The 15,307-nt window shown below is 72.6% G+C and carries 15 protein-coding genes; 4 read left to right on the forward strand and 11 right to left on the reverse strand.

Annotation, left to right across the window (positions count from 1 at the left end):
- Positions 1-86 precede the first annotated feature (86 nt).
- Both EDD27_RS23755 and EDD27_RS23760 read right to left on the reverse strand, forming a co-directional pair.
- Positions 87-1,322, reverse strand: a complete 1,236-nt coding sequence (locus tag EDD27_RS23755) for a multidrug effflux MFS transporter (protein ID WP_127934332.1) — start codon at positions 1,320-1,322, stop codon at positions 87-89.
- Positions 1,323-1,417: 95 nt separating this feature from the next.
- Complete coding sequence (locus EDD27_RS23760; RefSeq protein ID WP_127934333.1) at positions 1,418-2,194, reverse strand: VOC family protein; 777 nt, start codon at positions 2,192-2,194, stop codon at positions 1,418-1,420.
- Positions 2,195-2,362: 168 nt separating this feature from the next.
- On the opposite strand from EDD27_RS23760, the gene EDD27_RS23765 reads away from it, so the two are divergent.
- Both EDD27_RS23765 and EDD27_RS23770 read left to right on the forward strand, forming a co-directional pair.
- Positions 2,363-3,271, forward strand: a complete 909-nt coding sequence (locus EDD27_RS23765; RefSeq protein WP_127934334.1) for an ABC transporter ATP-binding protein — start codon at positions 2,363-2,365, stop codon at positions 3,269-3,271.
- Positions 3,268-4,035, forward strand: coding sequence for an ABC transporter permease (locus tag EDD27_RS23770; protein ID WP_127934335.1), 768 nt, complete (start codon positions 3,268-3,270; stop codon positions 4,033-4,035). Before EDD27_RS23765 ends, EDD27_RS23770 begins: the two co-directional genes overlap by 4 nt.
- Before the next feature lie 22 nt (positions 4,036-4,057).
- Here EDD27_RS23770 and EDD27_RS23775 read toward each other — a convergent pair whose 3' ends face one another.
- A complete protein-coding gene (locus tag EDD27_RS23775; protein ID WP_127934336.1) occupies positions 4,058-5,263 on the reverse strand; it encodes an MFS transporter in 1,206 nt (401 codons plus the stop codon).
- Positions 5,264-5,360: 97 nt separating this feature from the next.
- Between EDD27_RS23775 and EDD27_RS23780 the strand changes: the two genes are divergently transcribed.
- The gene (locus EDD27_RS23780) at positions 5,361-6,275 is read left to right on the forward strand and encodes an EamA family transporter (RefSeq protein ID WP_127934337.1); all 915 of its coding nucleotides are present in this window, start codon (positions 5,361-5,363) and stop codon (positions 6,273-6,275) included.
- A gap of 318 nt (positions 6,276-6,593) precedes the next feature.
- Here the strand turns inward: EDD27_RS23780 and EDD27_RS23785 are convergent, their stop codons facing one another.
- The 8 genes from EDD27_RS23785 to EDD27_RS23820 form a co-directional block, all read right to left on the reverse strand.
- The gene (locus EDD27_RS23785; RefSeq protein WP_127934338.1) at positions 6,594-7,262 is read right to left on the reverse strand and encodes a GntR family transcriptional regulator; all 669 of its coding nucleotides are present in this window, start codon (positions 7,260-7,262) and stop codon (positions 6,594-6,596) included.
- 12 nt (positions 7,263-7,274) lie between these two features.
- Complete coding sequence (locus tag EDD27_RS23790) at positions 7,275-8,321, reverse strand: ornithine cyclodeaminase family protein (RefSeq protein WP_127934339.1); 1,047 nt, start codon at positions 8,319-8,321, stop codon at positions 7,275-7,277.
- The gene (locus EDD27_RS23795) at positions 8,318-9,286 is read right to left on the reverse strand and encodes a proline racemase family protein (protein WP_127934340.1); all 969 of its coding nucleotides are present in this window, start codon (positions 9,284-9,286) and stop codon (positions 8,318-8,320) included. Before EDD27_RS23795 ends, EDD27_RS23790 begins: the two co-directional genes overlap by 4 nt.
- Before the next feature lie 64 nt (positions 9,287-9,350).
- Positions 9,351-10,352: a proline racemase family protein gene (locus tag EDD27_RS23800; RefSeq protein WP_127934341.1), complete on the reverse strand. Its 1,002-nt coding sequence runs from the start codon at positions 10,350-10,352 to the stop codon at positions 9,351-9,353.
- Complete coding sequence (locus EDD27_RS23805; protein WP_206641625.1) at positions 10,349-11,242, reverse strand: dihydrodipicolinate synthase family protein; 894 nt, start codon at positions 11,240-11,242, stop codon at positions 10,349-10,351. The genes EDD27_RS23800 and EDD27_RS23805 overlap by 4 nt, the downstream gene beginning before the upstream one ends.
- A 24-nt stretch (positions 11,243-11,266) precedes the next feature.
- Positions 11,267-12,751, reverse strand: a complete 1,485-nt coding sequence (locus tag EDD27_RS23810; RefSeq protein WP_127934343.1) for an FAD/NAD(P)-dependent oxidoreductase — start codon at positions 12,749-12,751, stop codon at positions 11,267-11,269.
- Positions 12,748-12,999, reverse strand: coding sequence for a (2Fe-2S)-binding protein (locus EDD27_RS23815; RefSeq protein WP_127934344.1), 252 nt, complete (start codon positions 12,997-12,999; stop codon positions 12,748-12,750). The genes EDD27_RS23810 and EDD27_RS23815 overlap by 4 nt, the downstream gene beginning before the upstream one ends.
- Positions 12,996-14,138: an NAD(P)/FAD-dependent oxidoreductase gene (locus EDD27_RS23820; RefSeq protein ID WP_127934345.1), complete on the reverse strand. Its 1,143-nt coding sequence runs from the start codon at positions 14,136-14,138 to the stop codon at positions 12,996-12,998. The genes EDD27_RS23815 and EDD27_RS23820 overlap by 4 nt, the downstream gene beginning before the upstream one ends.
- Positions 14,139-14,235: 97 nt before the next feature.
- Here EDD27_RS23820 and EDD27_RS23825 point away from each other — a divergent pair, with 97 nt between their 5' ends.
- Positions 14,236-15,216: a COX15/CtaA family protein gene (locus EDD27_RS23825; protein ID WP_127934346.1), complete on the forward strand. Its 981-nt coding sequence runs from the start codon at positions 14,236-14,238 to the stop codon at positions 15,214-15,216.
- The last annotated feature ends 91 nt before the right edge of the window (positions 15,217-15,307 follow it).

Genomic DNA, 15,307 nt, shown 5'->3' on the forward strand with positions numbered 1-15,307 from the left:
TTCACAACATCAGTGTGCCGTAATTCCTTCCCGCATCCAAACGGTTCTGAGCAGCTCGGGGATGGAATTTGTCACGCAGGGTAGCCTTACCTAACTTGACTTGCCGGCGGCCGGGCCAGCACGGCGAAGATCACCACCGAGCAGGCGATGAGTCCCAGCATGACGGTCGCCATGGGCACGGCGGTACCCGAACCGGCCAGGCCGACCAGCGGGGCCGCCAGGGCACCGAGCGCGAACTGCAGCACGCCGAGCAGGGCGGAGGCGCTGCCGGCCACCTGAGCCGGCTGCGAGCCCAGCGCCAGCGCGCCCGTGCCGGGGAGCACCAGGCCCTGGCCGAGCATGATGACGAACAAGCCGCCCACGATGCCCCACAGGCCGAGCCCGGTGAGCGCGGCGCCCATGAGCAGCCCCGCCCCGGTCAGTGCGGTGACCAGCCCGGTCATGACCAGCGCGACCGGCGGCACCCGGCCCGACAGCCGGCCGCCGACCTGCGCCATGGCGGTCAGGCCGAAGGCGTTGAGCCCGAAGATGAGCGAATATTGCTGCGGCGTGGCGCCGTAGACCTCCTGCAGCACGAACGGCGAGCCGGCGATGTAGCCGAACATCGCCGAGAACGCCAGGCCGCCGGTGAGCGCGTAGCCCATGAACGCGCGGTCGCGCAGCAGCTGCCAGAACGTGCGGGCGGTGTGCTTGAGCCCGCCGCTCTCACGCTCCTGCGCGGGCAGCGTCTCCCGCACTCCCGCCAGCACGGCCAGCAGCAGCACCAGGCCCGCGAGGCTGAGCGCCACGAACACGCCCCGCCAGGACGTGAACGCCAGCAGCTGCGCCCCGGCGATCGGCGCCAGGATCGGCGCCAGGCCGCTGACCAGCATGAGCGTGGCGAAGATGCGGGCGATGGCGGCGCCGTCGTACAGGTCGCGCACGACGGCGCGCACGATGACCAGGGCCGCGCCGCCCAGGATGCCCTGCAGCAGCCGGAAGGCGATGAGCATGGGCACCGACGGCGCGAACGCGCACAGCAGTGAGGCGACCATGAACCCGGCCACGCCCACGATCAGCGGCATGCGCCGCCCTCGCACGTCGCTGACCGGACCGGCGATGACCTGGCCGACCGACACGCCGATGAGGCAGGCGGTGAGCGTGAGCTGCACCTGGGCGGGCGCGCTGAGCATCTCGGAGGTGATGGCGGGCAGCGCCGGGAGGTACATGTCGATGGAGAGCGGCCCGATCGCCGACAGCGCACCGAGGATGACCAGCAATAATCCCCGACGGCTCTTCTGCTTCGGAACGACGACGACGGACGTGGCTTCTGCCACGGACATGCGCGAATCCCCTCTCCTCGCAGACCAGGTGGCCCACGAGGGCCGAGAGAATCAAACCAGGATTCGGTCCTCCTAATTCCCGGTTATCAGATATTTCATTCGGGCTCGTTGAGCTGGATGGCGGAGAAGACCGCGCCCTGCGGGTCGATCAACATCGAGAACGGACCGGGCGGCGCGTCCATCGCCCGGACGAGCACCTGCGCGCCCAGCCGCTCGGCCGCCGCGGTGGTGGCGCCGAGGTCGTCCACCGCGAAGTAGGTCATCCAGAACGAGGGAGTGTCCGGCGGGTAGTCGGAAGCCATCTCCATCATGCCCGCGATGGCCGGCTCGCCCGCGTGCCACTCGGTGTATTTGACGCCGCCCATCTCCAGCAGCTCCGGCCGCCAGCCGAAGACCTCGGAGTAGAAGCGCTCGGCGGCCGCCGGGTCGCGCGTGATCAGCTCGTTCCAGCAGAACGAGACCGGCTCGTTGACCAGCTCCGCGCCGTGATGGTTCGCCGCCTGCCAGGCGGCCGCGTGGGAGCCGTCGGGAGCGCGGAAGACGGTCATGCTGCCTTCCTCGAAGACCTGCATCGGCTCCATGACGACGGTGCCGCCGGCGTTCTTGATCCGCTCGGCGAGCGCGGTGATGTCGTCGGTCGCCATGTACGTGTTCCAGGACGAGGGCATCCCCTCGCCCATGACCGGTCCCACTCCGGCGACCTTCTTGCCCTCGTAGGTGAACATGCCGTAGCCGCCGGCCGCCGGGTCGTCGACCATCTCGGCCTGCCAGCCGAAGATCTCGCTGTAGAACCGGGCGGATCCGCCGACGTCGGTGCTGGACAGGTCCACCCAGCAGGGGACTCCGGGGTCATACCCACTGCGTTGCGCCATTGCAACCTCCTATGACGTGGGGCTCATCGTCAGACTCTCACCCCCGGCCGACTGTTTCCGAGGAACGAGCGGGTCAAGACCTGTCCATATCCGGTCGTGTTCCCCGAATGCCGCGCCTGTGCTCACCTGTGGCCCGGACCGCCTGGCGTAGTCCCTACACTCGTGGTCATGGAATCCCCAGCCGTCGAGATCGTCGACCTGGTCAAACGTTACGGCGGCGCCACCGCCCTCGACGGCCTCACGCTCCGTGCCGAGCGCGGCGCGGTGACCGCCGTCCTCGGCCCCAACGGCGCCGGCAAGACGACCACGGTCGAGATCTGCGAGGGATTCCGCACGGCCGACTCCGGCACGGTGAAGGTGCTGGGGCTGGCGCCCCAGCGGCCCGAGCTGCGGCCCCGGGTGGGGATCATGCTCCAGGCGGGCGGGGTGCCGCCGGCGATGCGCTGCGGCGAGTGGCTGCGCCTGGTCGCCCGCTTCTACGCCCACCCCCTCGACGCCCAGGCCCTGCTGACACGGCTGGGGCTGGTCGATCACGCGCGGACCCCGTACCGGCGGCTGTCGGGCGGGCAGCAGCAGCGGCTGTCGCTGGCCGCGGCCGTGATCGGTCGGCCCGAGCTGGTGTTCCTCGACGAGCCGACCGCCGGGCTGGACCCCCAGGCCAGGCACGCCTGCTGGGAGCTGGTGGGCCAGCTGCGCGCCGCGGGCGTGTCGGTGGTGCTGACCACGCATCACATGGACGAGGCCGAGCGACTGGCCGACCACGTGGTGATCATCGACAGGGGGCGGGTGGTGGCCGAGGGCACGCCTGCCTCGCTGACCGGCGCGGAGCGGCAGCTCAGATTCCGCGCGCGGCCGGGGCTGGCGCTGGAGGAGCTGCTCAACGCGCTCCCGGCGGGCAGCGCGGCCAAGGAGTCGCCCGCCGGCCACTACATCATCGAGGGCCTGGTGGGTCCGGAGCTGCTGGCCACGGTGACGGCCTGGTGCGCGTCCGAGGGCGTCACGGCCGACGACCTGCGCATCGAACGGCGCACCCTCGAGGACATCTTCCTCGAGCTGACCGGCAGGGAGCTGCGATGACCGCACTCGACTTCACCCCCGCACCCGGCGCGGCACCGTTCGGCCGCATGGTGCTGGCGCAGGCGGGCGCGGAGATCCGCGCGATGTTGCGCAACGGCGAGCAGCTGCTGCTCACGCTGATCATCCCGGTGCTGCTGCTGGTGGGCTTCTCACTGGCGCCGCTGATCGACGTCGGCGGCGGGCGGCGGATCGACTTCCTGGCCCCCGGCGTGCTGGCGCTGGCGGTCATGTCCACGGCCTTCACCGGGCAGGCCATCGCGACGGGCTTCGAGCGCCGCTACGGCGTGCTGAAGCGGCTGGGTGCGACGCCGCTGTCCAGGGCCGGGCTCATGCTGGCCAAGACCACGGCCGTGGTGGCCGTGGAGGGCATCCAGGTCGTGTTGATCGTGGCGGTGGGGCTGGCGCTGGGGTGGCGGCCGCAGGGGTCGTTCCTGGGCGCGGCCCTGCTGATCGTGCTGGGGACGGCGGCCTTCAGCGGGCTCGCGCTGCTCATGGCGGGCACGCTGCGGGCGGAGGCGACGCTGGCCGGGGCCAACCTGGTCTACCTGGTGTTGCTGGGGGCGGGCGGGGTGATCTTCCCGCTGTCGAAGTTCCCCGCGGGAGTGCGGCCGGTGCTGGAGCTGCTGCCCATCTCGGCGCTCACCGGCGGCCTGCGCTCGGTGCTCGCCCAGGGTGTGGCGCTGCCGCTCGGCTCGCTGGCCGTGCTCGCCGGCTGGGCCGTCTTGTCGCTGGCGCTGGTCTCGCGCACGTTCCGCTGGGAGTGACCCGACGGGGAGCGACGCGGCGTCACTCGGGCTGGGGCTGGGGGCGCTCGGTGTGGAGCGCGCCGTAGCGGCGGCGGGTGAGCGCGGCCACCGCCGTCAGCGGGATCACGGCGGCCGCGGCCACCCCGAACAGCAGCGTGTACCGGCCGTCCTCGGCCAGCGGCCCGGCCACCCATGACGCGATCGCGCTGCCCACGAACAACGCCGAGGCGAAGAACGCGATCGTCGTCCCCCTGGCCTCCGGCACCACCGACGTGGCCCAGGTCTGCAGCGAGGAGTGCAGGAACGACCAGCCGCCGCCGAGCAGCAGCGCGGTGACGGCGACCGTCACCATGCTGACGTGCACGGCCACGAGCGCGAACCCCGCGCACATCTGCGCACCGCCCACGGCCATCAGCACGGGCACGGGCCAGCGCCCCGACAACCGCTTGACCACCTTCGTGAGCCCCCACAACCCCAGCCCGTACGCGGTGATGCCCAGGCCCGCCACCGCCGCCGCGATCCCCGAGTGCTCCAGCGCGGTGGCCAGGAACGGCATGGCGCCGAGCATGATCGCGCCCTCGGTGAACGCCAGCGCGAAGACGAGCAGGGCCCAGCGTTGCCCGAGCACCATGCCCAGGTAGCGTGCCATACCGGGCCCGCCGCGCCCGCCGAGCCGGGGCGGCTCGGGCAGCGAGCGCAGGGCCAGCGCGCAGACGAGGGCGCAGGCGGCCGGCACGATGAACGCCGCCCGCCAGTCCACCAGCCCTGCCAGCGCACCGCCGAGCCCCGTGGCCAGGGCCGTGCCGAGCGCGGCGGCGCCCATGAGGTCCGTCAGGGCGCGCTGGCGTACCGAGGGCTGGACCGTGTCGCCCACGTACGTCAGGCCCGTCGGGATCACCGCGCCGAAGCAGGCGCCCGCCACGACCCTCGCCGCCACCAGCGCTCCCAGCACCGGCATCAGCGCCGACACCAGCCCCGCCAGCGCCGCGCCCAGCAGCGCGCCGCGCATCACCCGCACCCGGCCGAACCGGTCCGACAGCATGCCCCACAGCGGCTGCGTCAGCCCGTACGCCAGGTAGTAGCCGCTGGCGGCGGCCACCGACGCCGACAGCGGGACACGCAGGTCGGCGGCGATCATCACGAGCATGGGGCTCACGGCGAAGCGGTCGAAGCTGCTGACGAACGAGGCGACGGACAGGCCCAGCGGAGGCCGGGCGAGGCTCACGGGGGCGGCGGGGGCTTCCATGTAGCACCACCCTAAATCCAGGAATGTCACCCGCCATCAGTAAGCTCTAGCGGTCGGCGCCATTCACCCGACATCTGATGTTTCTCCGAGGAGCTCCATGACCGCCTTCGCCCTGGACGATCCCTTCGATCGCGGCTCCGGCCTGCCCAGGCCGGGGAATGTGCTGCGGGCGGCCGCCGACTCGATCCCGCCGTCGTCACTGGTGGTGCTGGCGATCTTCTCGGTGCAGCTCGGCGCCGGATTCGCCAAGGAGCTGTTCGCGGCGTTGCCGCCGAGCGCCGTGGTGTTCCTGCGCATCGCGGCCGGGGCGCTGCTGATGGGGGCTTTCGTCAGGCCCAGGCTGAAGGGGCTGGCCTGGCGCGACTGGGCGGTGGGGATCGCCTTCGGCGTGACACTGGCCGTCATGAACCTGTCGTTCTACGAGGCGCTGTCGAGGCTGCCGATGGGCATCGCGGTGGCGATCGAGTTCCTCGGGCCGCTGGGCGTGGCCGTGGCGGCCTCGCGGCGCAGGATCGACCTGCTGTGGGTGGGGCTGGCCGGAGCCGGCGTGGTGCTGCTCGCCCCGTGGGGCGAGTCCGCCACCGTGAGCTGGGCCGGCATCGGGTTCGCGATGGTGGCCGGTGTCTGCTGGGCCGCTTACATCCTGCTGTCCTCGGCGGCCGGGCAGCGGTTTCCCGGCACGAGCGGGCTGACGTTCGCGATGATCGTGTCGGCCGTGGTGATCGCTCCGGTCGGGGTCACGACGGGCGGAGCCGACCTGTTGCAGCCGGAGCTGCTGCTGATCGGGCTGGGCGTGGGGTTGTTGTCGTCGGTGATCCCGTACTCGCTGGAGCTGCAGGCGCTGCGGCGCATGCCCAAGCACGTGTTCGGCATCCTGATGAGCCTGGAGCCGGCGGTGGCGGCCATGATCGGGTTGTTGCTGCTCGGTGAGATCCTGCACGTGCAGCAGTGGGCGGCGATCGTGTGCATCGTGGCCGCCAGCCTGGGCTCGACCAGGAAGAGCAAGCAGTAGAGAGGTTCCGCCGCGCGCCCAGGGATGGGGTCTCTCGGGGCGCGCGGCGGAGGGCTCGGCTCGGTGGGCGGGGTGTGCCGAGCCCGCGGAAGGTCAGCGGAGTGCGGGGTTCCGCTGGACCAGGCTTGATGCCGTCCCTCGCCGGATCTCCGGCGTGCATGCGTGGCCGGTCCGGCGCGGTGGAGGGGCCACGGGGCGGCCTACGGCCGTCGGACGACTGCGACTACGGTCAGCGTCTGAGTCCGGGTCTGCGTCGCTCGACCGGCCCGCATCGAGGGTACCTCCATCGGCGGGTGCTCGATCCCCGAATGTCGGAAGTCAGTGCTCGGCCCAGATGCCGCGCACGTGTCCGATGTGCTCGTCCATGATGTGCGCGACGGCCGCGCCGTCGCCGCTCTTGAGCGCGTCGAGCAGCGCCAGGTGCTCCCTGGCCGAGTCGCCCAGCGCGCCGCGCTCGGACAACTGCGACAGGCCGTAGAGCCTGGCCCTGGTACGCAGGTCGCGGACGACCTCGACGAGGTGGGCGTTGCCGCACAGGGACAGCAGCTCGACGTGGAAGCGCAGGTCGGCGTCGACGTACGCGAGCAGGTCGCCGCGTTCGCCGGCCGAGACGATCTCCTCGGCGATGGGCCTGAGCCGCTCGAACTCCTCCGCCCGCGAGCTGTCGGCAAGCCGCGCCACCGTGGGCACCTCGATGAGCTGGCGGATCTCGGTGAGCTCGTCGAGGTCGCGGTCGGACAGCTCGGTCACCCGGAAGCCCTTGTTGCGCACCGCCTCGACCAGGCCCTCCTTGGCCAGGTCGAGCATGGCCTCGCGGACGGGCGTGGCCGAGACGCCGAACTGGGCGGCCAGCACCGGCGCGGAGTAGACCACCCCGGGCCGCATCTCTCCGGTGATCAGCGCCGCGCGCAACGCGTGCGCCACCTGCTCGCGCAGGCTCTGACGCTCCCCCACCATCGGCAGGTCGAGCCGGTCCTCGGCAGGCATCCGGCCATCCTCCTAAATCCACGCCTCGTACGCGGCGGCCGCGATCACGAGGTCTTCCCACGCCATGCCCGTGCTCTTGAACACGCGCGGCCCCGGGCCGGCGACCACCTGCCCGGCGATCAGCTCGGCGAGGTTCCCGGCGAGATGACCAGTGGTGATCGTACCGTGGTGGATCGGGATGATCACATCCCCGGCCTCCGCCAGCGCGGCCGTCCTGGCCTCGACGACCACGGTGGCGCGGGCGATGAGGTCGTCGTCGAGCTCGCGGGCGCCGGGCTCGTGCGAGCCCACGGCGACGACGGTGACGCCGTCGCGGGCGAGCTTACCGGGGAACAAGGGTTCTCTGGCGGTCGTGCAGCACACGATGAGGTCGGCCTCGGCCACCGCCTGCCCCACGGCGGCGGCTCCGGAAACGGGGTGGGCGGCGGCAGCGGGCTCGTGTGATGAGAGGGGCTGCTGGCGCCGTCGGCCGACGGGTGCCGAGCCACCGGCCGCATGCGGCTCGAGGGTGGAAGCCAGAGCGCGGGACGGGAGGCCGAGGGTGCGGCAGCGGGCGGCGAGGGACTCGGCGCGGCCCAGGTCGCGAGCGATGATCGTCACCTCGGTGACGGGCCGGACCTCGCGCAACGCCAGCACGTGCCCCCACGCCTGCGGCCCGCTCCCGAACACCACCAGCTTCCCGCCCTGCGGATCGGCCAGATGGCGGACCGCCAGGGCGGAGACGGCCGGGGTGCGCAGGGAGGTGATGGCGATGCCGTCCATGGCGGCCAGCGGCGCGAGCGTGTCGCCGTCCAGCAGCAGATACGTCCCCTGGATCCGGGGCAACCCCCGCTCAGGGTTGCCGGGCGCGATGGTGACGGCCTTCACCCCGACATACCGCCCGGCGGCGGCGGGCATCAGGAGCAGTTGCCCGGCGGGCACGTCCACGACGGGCCGCTGCGGCGTGGCCTCCGGGTCGAGTCCGGCCCGCAGCGCGTCCTCCAGGATCCCCACGGCCCGCTCCACGGGCAGCAGCCGCTCCAGGGTGGCGGCGTCGAGATACGGCAGAGCATCGGTCATCGCAGCGTGAACCCCGTTCCCATCGGATCCTCCGGATCCAGCTCGAAGGTATGCCGCCCGGTCCGGTACGCCATGCCTTCGATCTCCGGCAGGACCCCTTCCTCGGCCACGCCGGCCACGCGAGCCCGGAAGACGCTGCCGACGATGCTGCTGTGGACCAGCGTCCCGCGCAGCCCGGAGTCGTGCAGCAGCGCGAGCCGGGCCGCCGTGCCGGACCCGCAGGGCGACCGGTCGACCTCCCCGTCGGCGAACACCGTCACGTTCCGCTGATGCGTTATGCCGTCCACGTCCGGCAGCGCGTCGTAGAAGATCACCCCGTAGACGCCGGACAGCCGCTCGTCGGAAGGATGCCGGGAGGCCGGGTGGCCGGCCAGGTCCGCCTTGATGCGCCGGGCGTGCTCGATCAGCGCCGTCAGGTGCCGTGGCTCCACCGACAGCCCCAGCGCCCCGGCCGGGACGGACGCGTAGACGGCGCCGCCCCACGCCACGTCGACCTTGACGCCGCCGGCCGCCACGTCACGCGCCACCACGTACGACGGCACGCTGACGAACGTGACTCCCCGCACCCGCCCGCCGGAGCTGCGCACGCGGGCCGTGACCCGCCCGGACGGCACGTCGATCACCACGTCCGTGTCGCCGTCCGGGTCCGCCTCGACAAGGCCCTCCTGCACCGCGTACGCGCCCAGCGCGATCGTGCCGTGCCCGCACGCGGTCGAGAAGCCGTCCTTGTGCCAGAAGAGCGCGCCGAAGCGGGCGCCGGGGTCGTTCGGCGGGACCAGGAAGCAGCCGTACATGTCGGCGTGGCCACGCGGCTCGTGGCACAACAGCCGCCGCACGTCGTCGAAGTCCTCCATGGCGGCGGACCTTCGGGCCGGCACGTCCGCGCCGGGGATCTCGGCCACGCCTCCAGTGACGATCCTGAACGGCTCACCGCCCGTGTGGTAGTCGACAGTGGTAATGGTCATGGTCCCGGCTCCGCCGGAACCATGACCAAAGTGCTGTGTTGATTGGTTCACTCGCTGCGCTCGCTCACAGTTCGAACCCCGCGGGGAACGGGTCACGCGGATCCAGGAAGTACTGGGCGGTGCCGGTGATCCAGGCGCGGCCGGTGATCGACGGCACGACCGCCGGCGCGCCGCCCACGGTGGTCTCCTCCAGGAGCCGGCCGACGAAGTGGGTGCCGATGAACGACTCGTTGACGAAGTCCCGGCCGAGCGGCAGCTCGCCACGGGCGTGCAGCTGGGCCATGCGGGCGCTGGTGCCCGTGCCGCACGGGGAGCGGTCGAACCAGCCGGGGTGGATGGCCATGGCGTGCCGCGAGTGGTGCGCGTCGGAGCCGGGGGCGGTGAAGTAGACGTGGTGGCAGCCCCGGATGCGGTCGTCCTCGCGGTGCACGGGCTGGTCGGCGGCGTTGATCGCCTCCATGGTGGCGAGGCCGGCGGCGATGATCTCGTTCTTGGCCTTGCGGTCGAAGGGCAGTCCGTAGGCGTCGAGGTCGACGATCGCGTAGAAGTTGCCGCCGTACGCGAGGTCGTACCGGATGTCCCCGAACCCGGGCACGGCGACGACGGCGTCGAGCCGGTCGCTGTAGGAGGGCACGTTGCGCAGCGTCACCGACATGGCCATGCCGTCCTCGACGGCCACGTCCACCTCGACCAGCCCGGCCGGGACCTCCAGGCGCACGGTGGTGACCGGCTCGACGACCTCGACCATGCCGGTCTCGACGAGCACGGTGGCCACGCCGATCGTGCCGTGCCCGCACATCGGCAGCAGCCCGGACACCTCGATGAACAGCACGCCGAAGTCCGCGTCCGGCCGGGTGGGCGGCTGCAGGATGGCGCCGCTCATGGCGGCGTGGCCGCGCGGCTCGGTCATCAGCAGGGTGCGGATGTGGTCGAGGTTGTCGCGGAAGTAAACGCGCCGCTCGGCCATGGTGGCGCCGGGGATCACGCCCACCCCACCGGTGATCACGCGGGTGGGCATGCCCTCGGTGTGGGAGTCGACGGCGTGGAAAACCCGTTTGGTCCTCATCTCAACCCTTCTGCCAATGCCTTCTCGGTCGCGGCGCGCACGACGGCGGCCTGCTCGTCGGTGAGCGGCTGCCTGGGCTGCCTGCACGGGCCGCCGTACCGGCCGGCGAGGTCCATGGACAGCTTGATGGCCTGGACGAACTCCGTCTTGGAGTCCCAGCGCAGCAGAGGGTGCAGCTTCCTGTAAAGGGGCAGCGCGGTGGCGAGGTCGCCGGCGACCGCGGCGCGGTAGAGCGCCACGTTGGAGGCCGGCAGGGCGTTGGGGTAGCCGGCGATCCAGCCCACCGCCCCGGCCACGGCCAGCTCCAGCAGCACGTCGTCGGAGCCGATCAGCAAGTCCAGCTCGGGGGCGAGCTCGGCGATCTCGTACGCGCGCCGCGGGTCTCCGCTGAACTCCTTCACCGCCACGATCAGGCCCTCCTCGTGCAGCCTGGCCAGCAGCGCGGGGGTCAGGTCGACCTTGGTGTCGTACGGGTTGTTGTAGGCCACGATCGGCACCCCGGCCTTGGCGACCTCGCGGTAGTGCGCGAAGACCGCCCGCTCGTCGGCCCGGTAGGCGTTGGGCGGCAGCAGGAGGACCGAGCCGCAGCCCGCCTCGGCGGCCTGCTCGGCCCAGCGGCGCGACTCGGCGGCGCCGTACGCGCCCGCTCCGGCCATCACGTTCGGGGCACCGACGACCTCGACCGCCGTCTCGATCACCCGGGCGCGCTCCTGCGGGGTGAGCGTCTGGTATTCGCCGAGCGACCCGTTGGGCACGACGCCGTCGCAGCCGTTCTCGACCAGCCAGCGGCAGTGCGCGGCGTAGCCGTCGAAGTCGACGGACAGGTCGTCGCGCAGGGGCAGCGCGGTGGCGACCATGACGCCGTGCCATGGCTTGCTGCGATGTTCCATCAGGAGTCCTCCATGTCGGGTCTTTCAGTGTGCGAGGGGATCGTCGGGTTTGTCGGCACGGCTCGTGGCCAGGTCGTCGGGATTGCCGGGGCCGCTCGTGGCCAGGTCGTCGGGATTGCCGGGGCCGCTCGTGGTGAGGTCGTCGCCGGGTTCGGCGGCCTCGCTGAGGGCGCCGAGGGTGATGGGCTGGGCGATGGGGCGGCGAGGCGGTTGCTGCGGCTCGCCGGCCAGGCAGGCGACGGCGTACCCGCAGATGCGGCCCTGGCACCAGCCCATGCCGGGCCGGGCGAGCAGCTTGATGGAGCGCGCGTCGGTGGCGCCGAGCTCCTGCGCCTCCCGGATGCGCGCCAGCGGCACCTCCTCGCAGCGGCACACCAGCGTGTCGTCGCGCAACCACCCTTGCCAGCCGGGCTGGACGGGGTACGCCCGGTGCAAGGCAGCGCCGAACGCCCGCCACCGATCCCGCCGCCGCGACAACACCCCGGCGACCTCCCCCGCCGCCACCTCGACCCCCGCCGCACCAGATGTGCTCCGGCGGGCGTCCGCGACGACGGAGCGGCCGGCGATGCGGCCCTCGAGTTCGGCCAGCCGCCATCCCCCCACGCCGGTGGGCTCGCCTGCCGCCCACACCCCGGGCACGGTGGTGCGCTGGGCGGCGTCGGCCTCCAGGACGGGGCTGCCGTCCACGTCGTGCCGGGTCCCGCAGCCGAGCTGCACGCCCACATCGATCTGCGGCACGAACCCGTAGCCTGCCGCCACGGTGTCGCACTCGACGACCCGGGTGGCGAGAACGTTCCACTGCTTGTCGAGGCGGGCCACGGTGACGGCCTCCACCTCGCGCTCCCCGTGGGCCGCGACCACCGCGTGGCGTGTCAGGTACGGCACCCGGTGCCGGGCGAGGCTCAGCGCGTACCCGCCGGCCTCGGCGGCCTTGCCGAGGGCGAGCAGCGGATGCCTGGCCAGCCCGAGCGCGCCGCCCGCCTCGAAGACGCCGAGCACCTTCGCCCCGGCCGCGGCCAGCCCGGTCGCCACGGGCAGCAGGAACGGCCCGGTGCCCGAGACGACGATCCGCCTGCCCGCCACCACGCCGTCGCCCTTGAGCAGCGCCTGCGCGCCCCCGGCGGTGAGCACGCCGGGCAGGTCCCAGCCGGGGAACGGCAGCGGCCGGTCGTACGCGCCGGTGGCGATCAGCAGCCGCCGTCCCCGCACGGCGACCGCCTGCCCGTCCGGGGAGCCGGCGTGCACGAGCAGATCGCCCCCGGGCTCGCGACTCACACTCCACACCTGGTGCCGCGACAGCACCTCGGCCCGGTCGCTCAGGGCGTGCGCCTGCCGCAGGAACCGCTCCAGCCCCGGCGTGCGCCCGGGGACGGCGGTGTGGCGGAAGTACTGGCCGCCGAGCCGCGCCGACGAGTCCAGGAGCGCCACCCGCAGCCCGGCCAGCGCCGCCGTGAGCGCGCCGGCCACGCCGGCGGGCCCGCCGCCGACGACCACGAGGTCATATGTCATGAGGTCGTCACCTCGTCCCCTGGCGCCGCCTCGGCCAGGCAGGCACGTTCCGGCGCCTGCCCGTTGACCGAGACGAGGCAGTCGAAGCACACCCCGATCCCGCAGAACAGCCCGCGGGGCCGCGCGCCGAACCGGGTGGTGCGCCAGGCCCGGATCCCGGCCGCGTGCAGCGCCGCGCCGATCGTCTGGCCGGGCACGACCGGCACGGACCGGCCGTCGACCGTGATGGAGAACGGGCGGACGGTCAAGAAACCTCCTCGGGGAAGCGGTCCGGGCGGAAGGGGCTCAGGTCCAGGTCCGGCTGGGCGCCGGTGAGGACCTGGGCGAGCAGGTGGCCGGTGGCCGGGGCGAGCCCGATGCCGGCGCCCTCGTGCCCGCACGCGTGATACAGGCCGGGCGCCCGCGGATCGGGACCGATGACGGGCAGGTGATCGGGGCAGTACGGCCGGAACCCGCAGTAGGACCTGATGGCCCGCACGCCCCGCAGCACCGGGAAGAGCGCGACCGCCTGCGCCGCCAGCCGGGCGAGCACCGGGACCGAGGTCGTCCGGTCGAACCCGACCCGCTCCCTGCTCGCCCCGATCAGCACCGTCCCCGCCACCGTGCCCTCGACCACGGCCGACGTCTCCAACCCCGCCGAGTCGCTGGCCACGTTCGTGACGTAGGCGGCTGTGTAGACCTTGTGCCGGATCAGCGGCTCGGGCAGCGGCTCCGTGACGAGGATGAACCCGCGCCGGGGCAGGACCGGCAGCCGCACCCCTGCCAGCGCGGCGATCTCACCGCCCCAGGTGCCGGCCGCGTTGATCACCGCGCCGCCGAGCACGTCCCCCTGCGTGGTCCGCACGCCGGTCACGCGCTCCCCCGACCGGATGAATCCGGTCACCTCGGCCCCCAGACGCAGCCGGAGCGTGCCCCGGCCGTACTTGTCCGCGCCGTGCTTGAGAAGGGCGGCGGCGGCCAGCATGGGCTGGACCTGGGCGTCCTGCGGGTAGAAAACGCCGCCGGCCAGCCCCTGCGCCAGGTGCGGCTCGTAGTCGCGCAGCGCGTCGCCCGGCACGACGGCGTGCTCGACGTCCTGCTTGGCGGCGAGCTCGGCGAGCTGCCGCTGGATCTCGGGGGTCTCGGCGACGACGAGCCCGCCCTTGGCCTCGAACTCGAACCCGCCGTGCCCGGCCAGCGTGCGCCAGAGCCGGTTGGACAGCACCGCCAGCTCCAGCTCGGGCCCGGGCTCCTTGTCCGACACCAGCACGTTGCCCTCGCCTGAGCCGGTCGTGCCGCCGGCGACGGGTCCGCGGTCGACCACGGTCACGTCGAGCCCCGCCCGCGCGGCGTAGTAGGCGCAGGCCGCCCCGACCACGCCGGCGCCCACGACGATGACGTCGGACATCCCCACCTCCCATCAGTAATATGTCACATACCTAAGCGGGTTGAGAAGCCCGTTCCCAGTGGCGGGACCGACCGTACCGGCCCGTACCATCGATGACGTGAAGCTACCCACCGACCACCCCAACGCTCTCGTGCGCCGTCTGTTCTCCTTCTGGGCGCCGACCACGCAGGCGATGCGGGGCTGGGCGATGGCGTCCGTGGTGGTCAACGCGGGCATCGCGGTGACCGGCGCGGGCGTGCGAGTGACGGGTTCGGGGCTGGGGTGCCCGACCTGGCCGAGGTGCACGCCTGACAGCTTCATCCCGGTGCCGCACCCCGAGGTGTCGATGCTCAACATGCTCGTCGAGTTCGGCAACCGGCTGGTCACGTTCCTGGTGCTGGCCGTGGGGGCGGCGTGCGTGATCGCGGCGTGGCGGATGGTGCCGCGCCGCAGGTCCCTGGTGGGGCTGGCCCTGCTGCAGCCGGCGGGCGTCGTGGTCCAGGCGCTGTGGGGCGGGCTGGTGGTCAGCACCATGCTCAACCCCTTCACGGTCGGCATGCACTTCCTCGTCTCGATCGGCCTGATCGCCGCGTGCTGGATGTTGTACGCCCGCGCAGGCGAGGGCGACGGCCCGGCCCGGCGGGTCGTGCACCGCGACGTCCGCAGGCTCGGCCACGTGCTGGTGGCCGCGGTGTTCGCGTTGCTGGTGGCCGGTGTGGTGGTGACCGGCACGGGTCCGCACTCCGGCGATGTGATGGCCTCGCGCTTCGATCTCGACATCGAGGCTGTGGCGCGGTTGCACGCCGACATCGCCTACGTCGTCGTGGGGCTGACGTTCGCGTTGTTGTTCGCCGTGCACGTGAGCGACTCGACCCGGCCGGCCCGGCGGGCTGCGCTGGCGCTGTTCGCGGTGGAGCTGCTGCAGGGCGTGATCGGCTACACGCAATATTTCCTTGCCGTGCCCGCCGCCCTGGTCCTCCTGCACGTGCTCGGCTCCACTCTGGTCTGGATCGCCGTCCTCCGGGTGGTGACCTCGCTGCGCACCCGCGACCCGGTGCCCGCACCCCACTCCCCCACCGAAGTGCCCGCCACCGTCTGAGCGGATATGCCAGGGTGTGTGGTGAAAGGTCCGCCACTCCCCCGCCCTCAGAGGGGTGCGCTTTGTTAGGAAAAGTCCGCCCCTCTCGGAA

This window comes from Nonomuraea polychroma (genome assembly GCF_004011505.1).
GTDB classification, from domain to species: domain Bacteria; phylum Actinomycetota; class Actinomycetes; order Streptosporangiales; family Streptosporangiaceae; genus Nonomuraea; species Nonomuraea polychroma.

Excerpts from the sequence above, each read along its gene's own strand:
- EDD27_RS23775 (WP_127934336.1), bottom strand. The coding sequence starts at position 5,263 with ATGGAAGCCCCCGCCGCCCCCGTGAGCCTCGCCCGGCCTCCGCTGGGC.
- EDD27_RS23810 (WP_127934343.1), bottom strand. The coding sequence starts at position 12,751 with ATGACATATGACCTCGTGGTCGTCGGCGGCGGGCCCGCCGGCGTGGCC.
- EDD27_RS23765 (WP_127934334.1), top strand. The coding sequence starts at position 2,363 with ATGGAATCCCCAGCCGTCGAGATCGTCGACCTGGTCAAACGTTACGGC.
- EDD27_RS23760 (WP_127934333.1), bottom strand. The coding sequence starts at position 2,194 with ATGGCGCAACGCAGTGGGTATGACCCCGGAGTCCCCTGCTGGGTGGAC.
- EDD27_RS23790 (WP_127934339.1), bottom strand. The coding sequence starts at position 8,321 with ATGACCGATGCTCTGCCGTATCTCGACGCCGCCACCCTGGAGCGGCTG.
- EDD27_RS23770 (WP_127934335.1), top strand. The coding sequence starts at position 3,268 with ATGACCGCACTCGACTTCACCCCCGCACCCGGCGCGGCACCGTTCGGC.
- EDD27_RS23820 (WP_127934345.1), bottom strand. The coding sequence starts at position 14,138 with ATGTCCGACGTCATCGTCGTGGGCGCCGGCGTGGTCGGGGCGGCCTGC.
- EDD27_RS23800 (WP_127934341.1), bottom strand. The coding sequence starts at position 10,352 with ATGAGGACCAAACGGGTTTTCCACGCCGTCGACTCCCACACCGAGGGC.
- EDD27_RS23755 (WP_127934332.1), bottom strand. The coding sequence starts at position 1,322 with ATGTCCGTGGCAGAAGCCACGTCCGTCGTCGTCGTTCCGAAGCAGAAG.
- EDD27_RS23795 (WP_127934340.1), bottom strand. The coding sequence starts at position 9,286 with ATGACCATTACCACTGTCGACTACCACACGGGCGGTGAGCCGTTCAGG.
- EDD27_RS23805 (WP_206641625.1), bottom strand. The coding sequence starts at position 11,242 with ATGGAACATCGCAGCAAGCCATGGCACGGCGTCATGGTCGCCACCGCG.
- EDD27_RS23785 (WP_127934338.1), bottom strand. The coding sequence starts at position 7,262 with ATGCCTGCCGAGGACCGGCTCGACCTGCCGATGGTGGGGGAGCGTCAG.
- EDD27_RS23780 (WP_127934337.1), top strand. The coding sequence starts at position 5,361 with ATGACCGCCTTCGCCCTGGACGATCCCTTCGATCGCGGCTCCGGCCTG.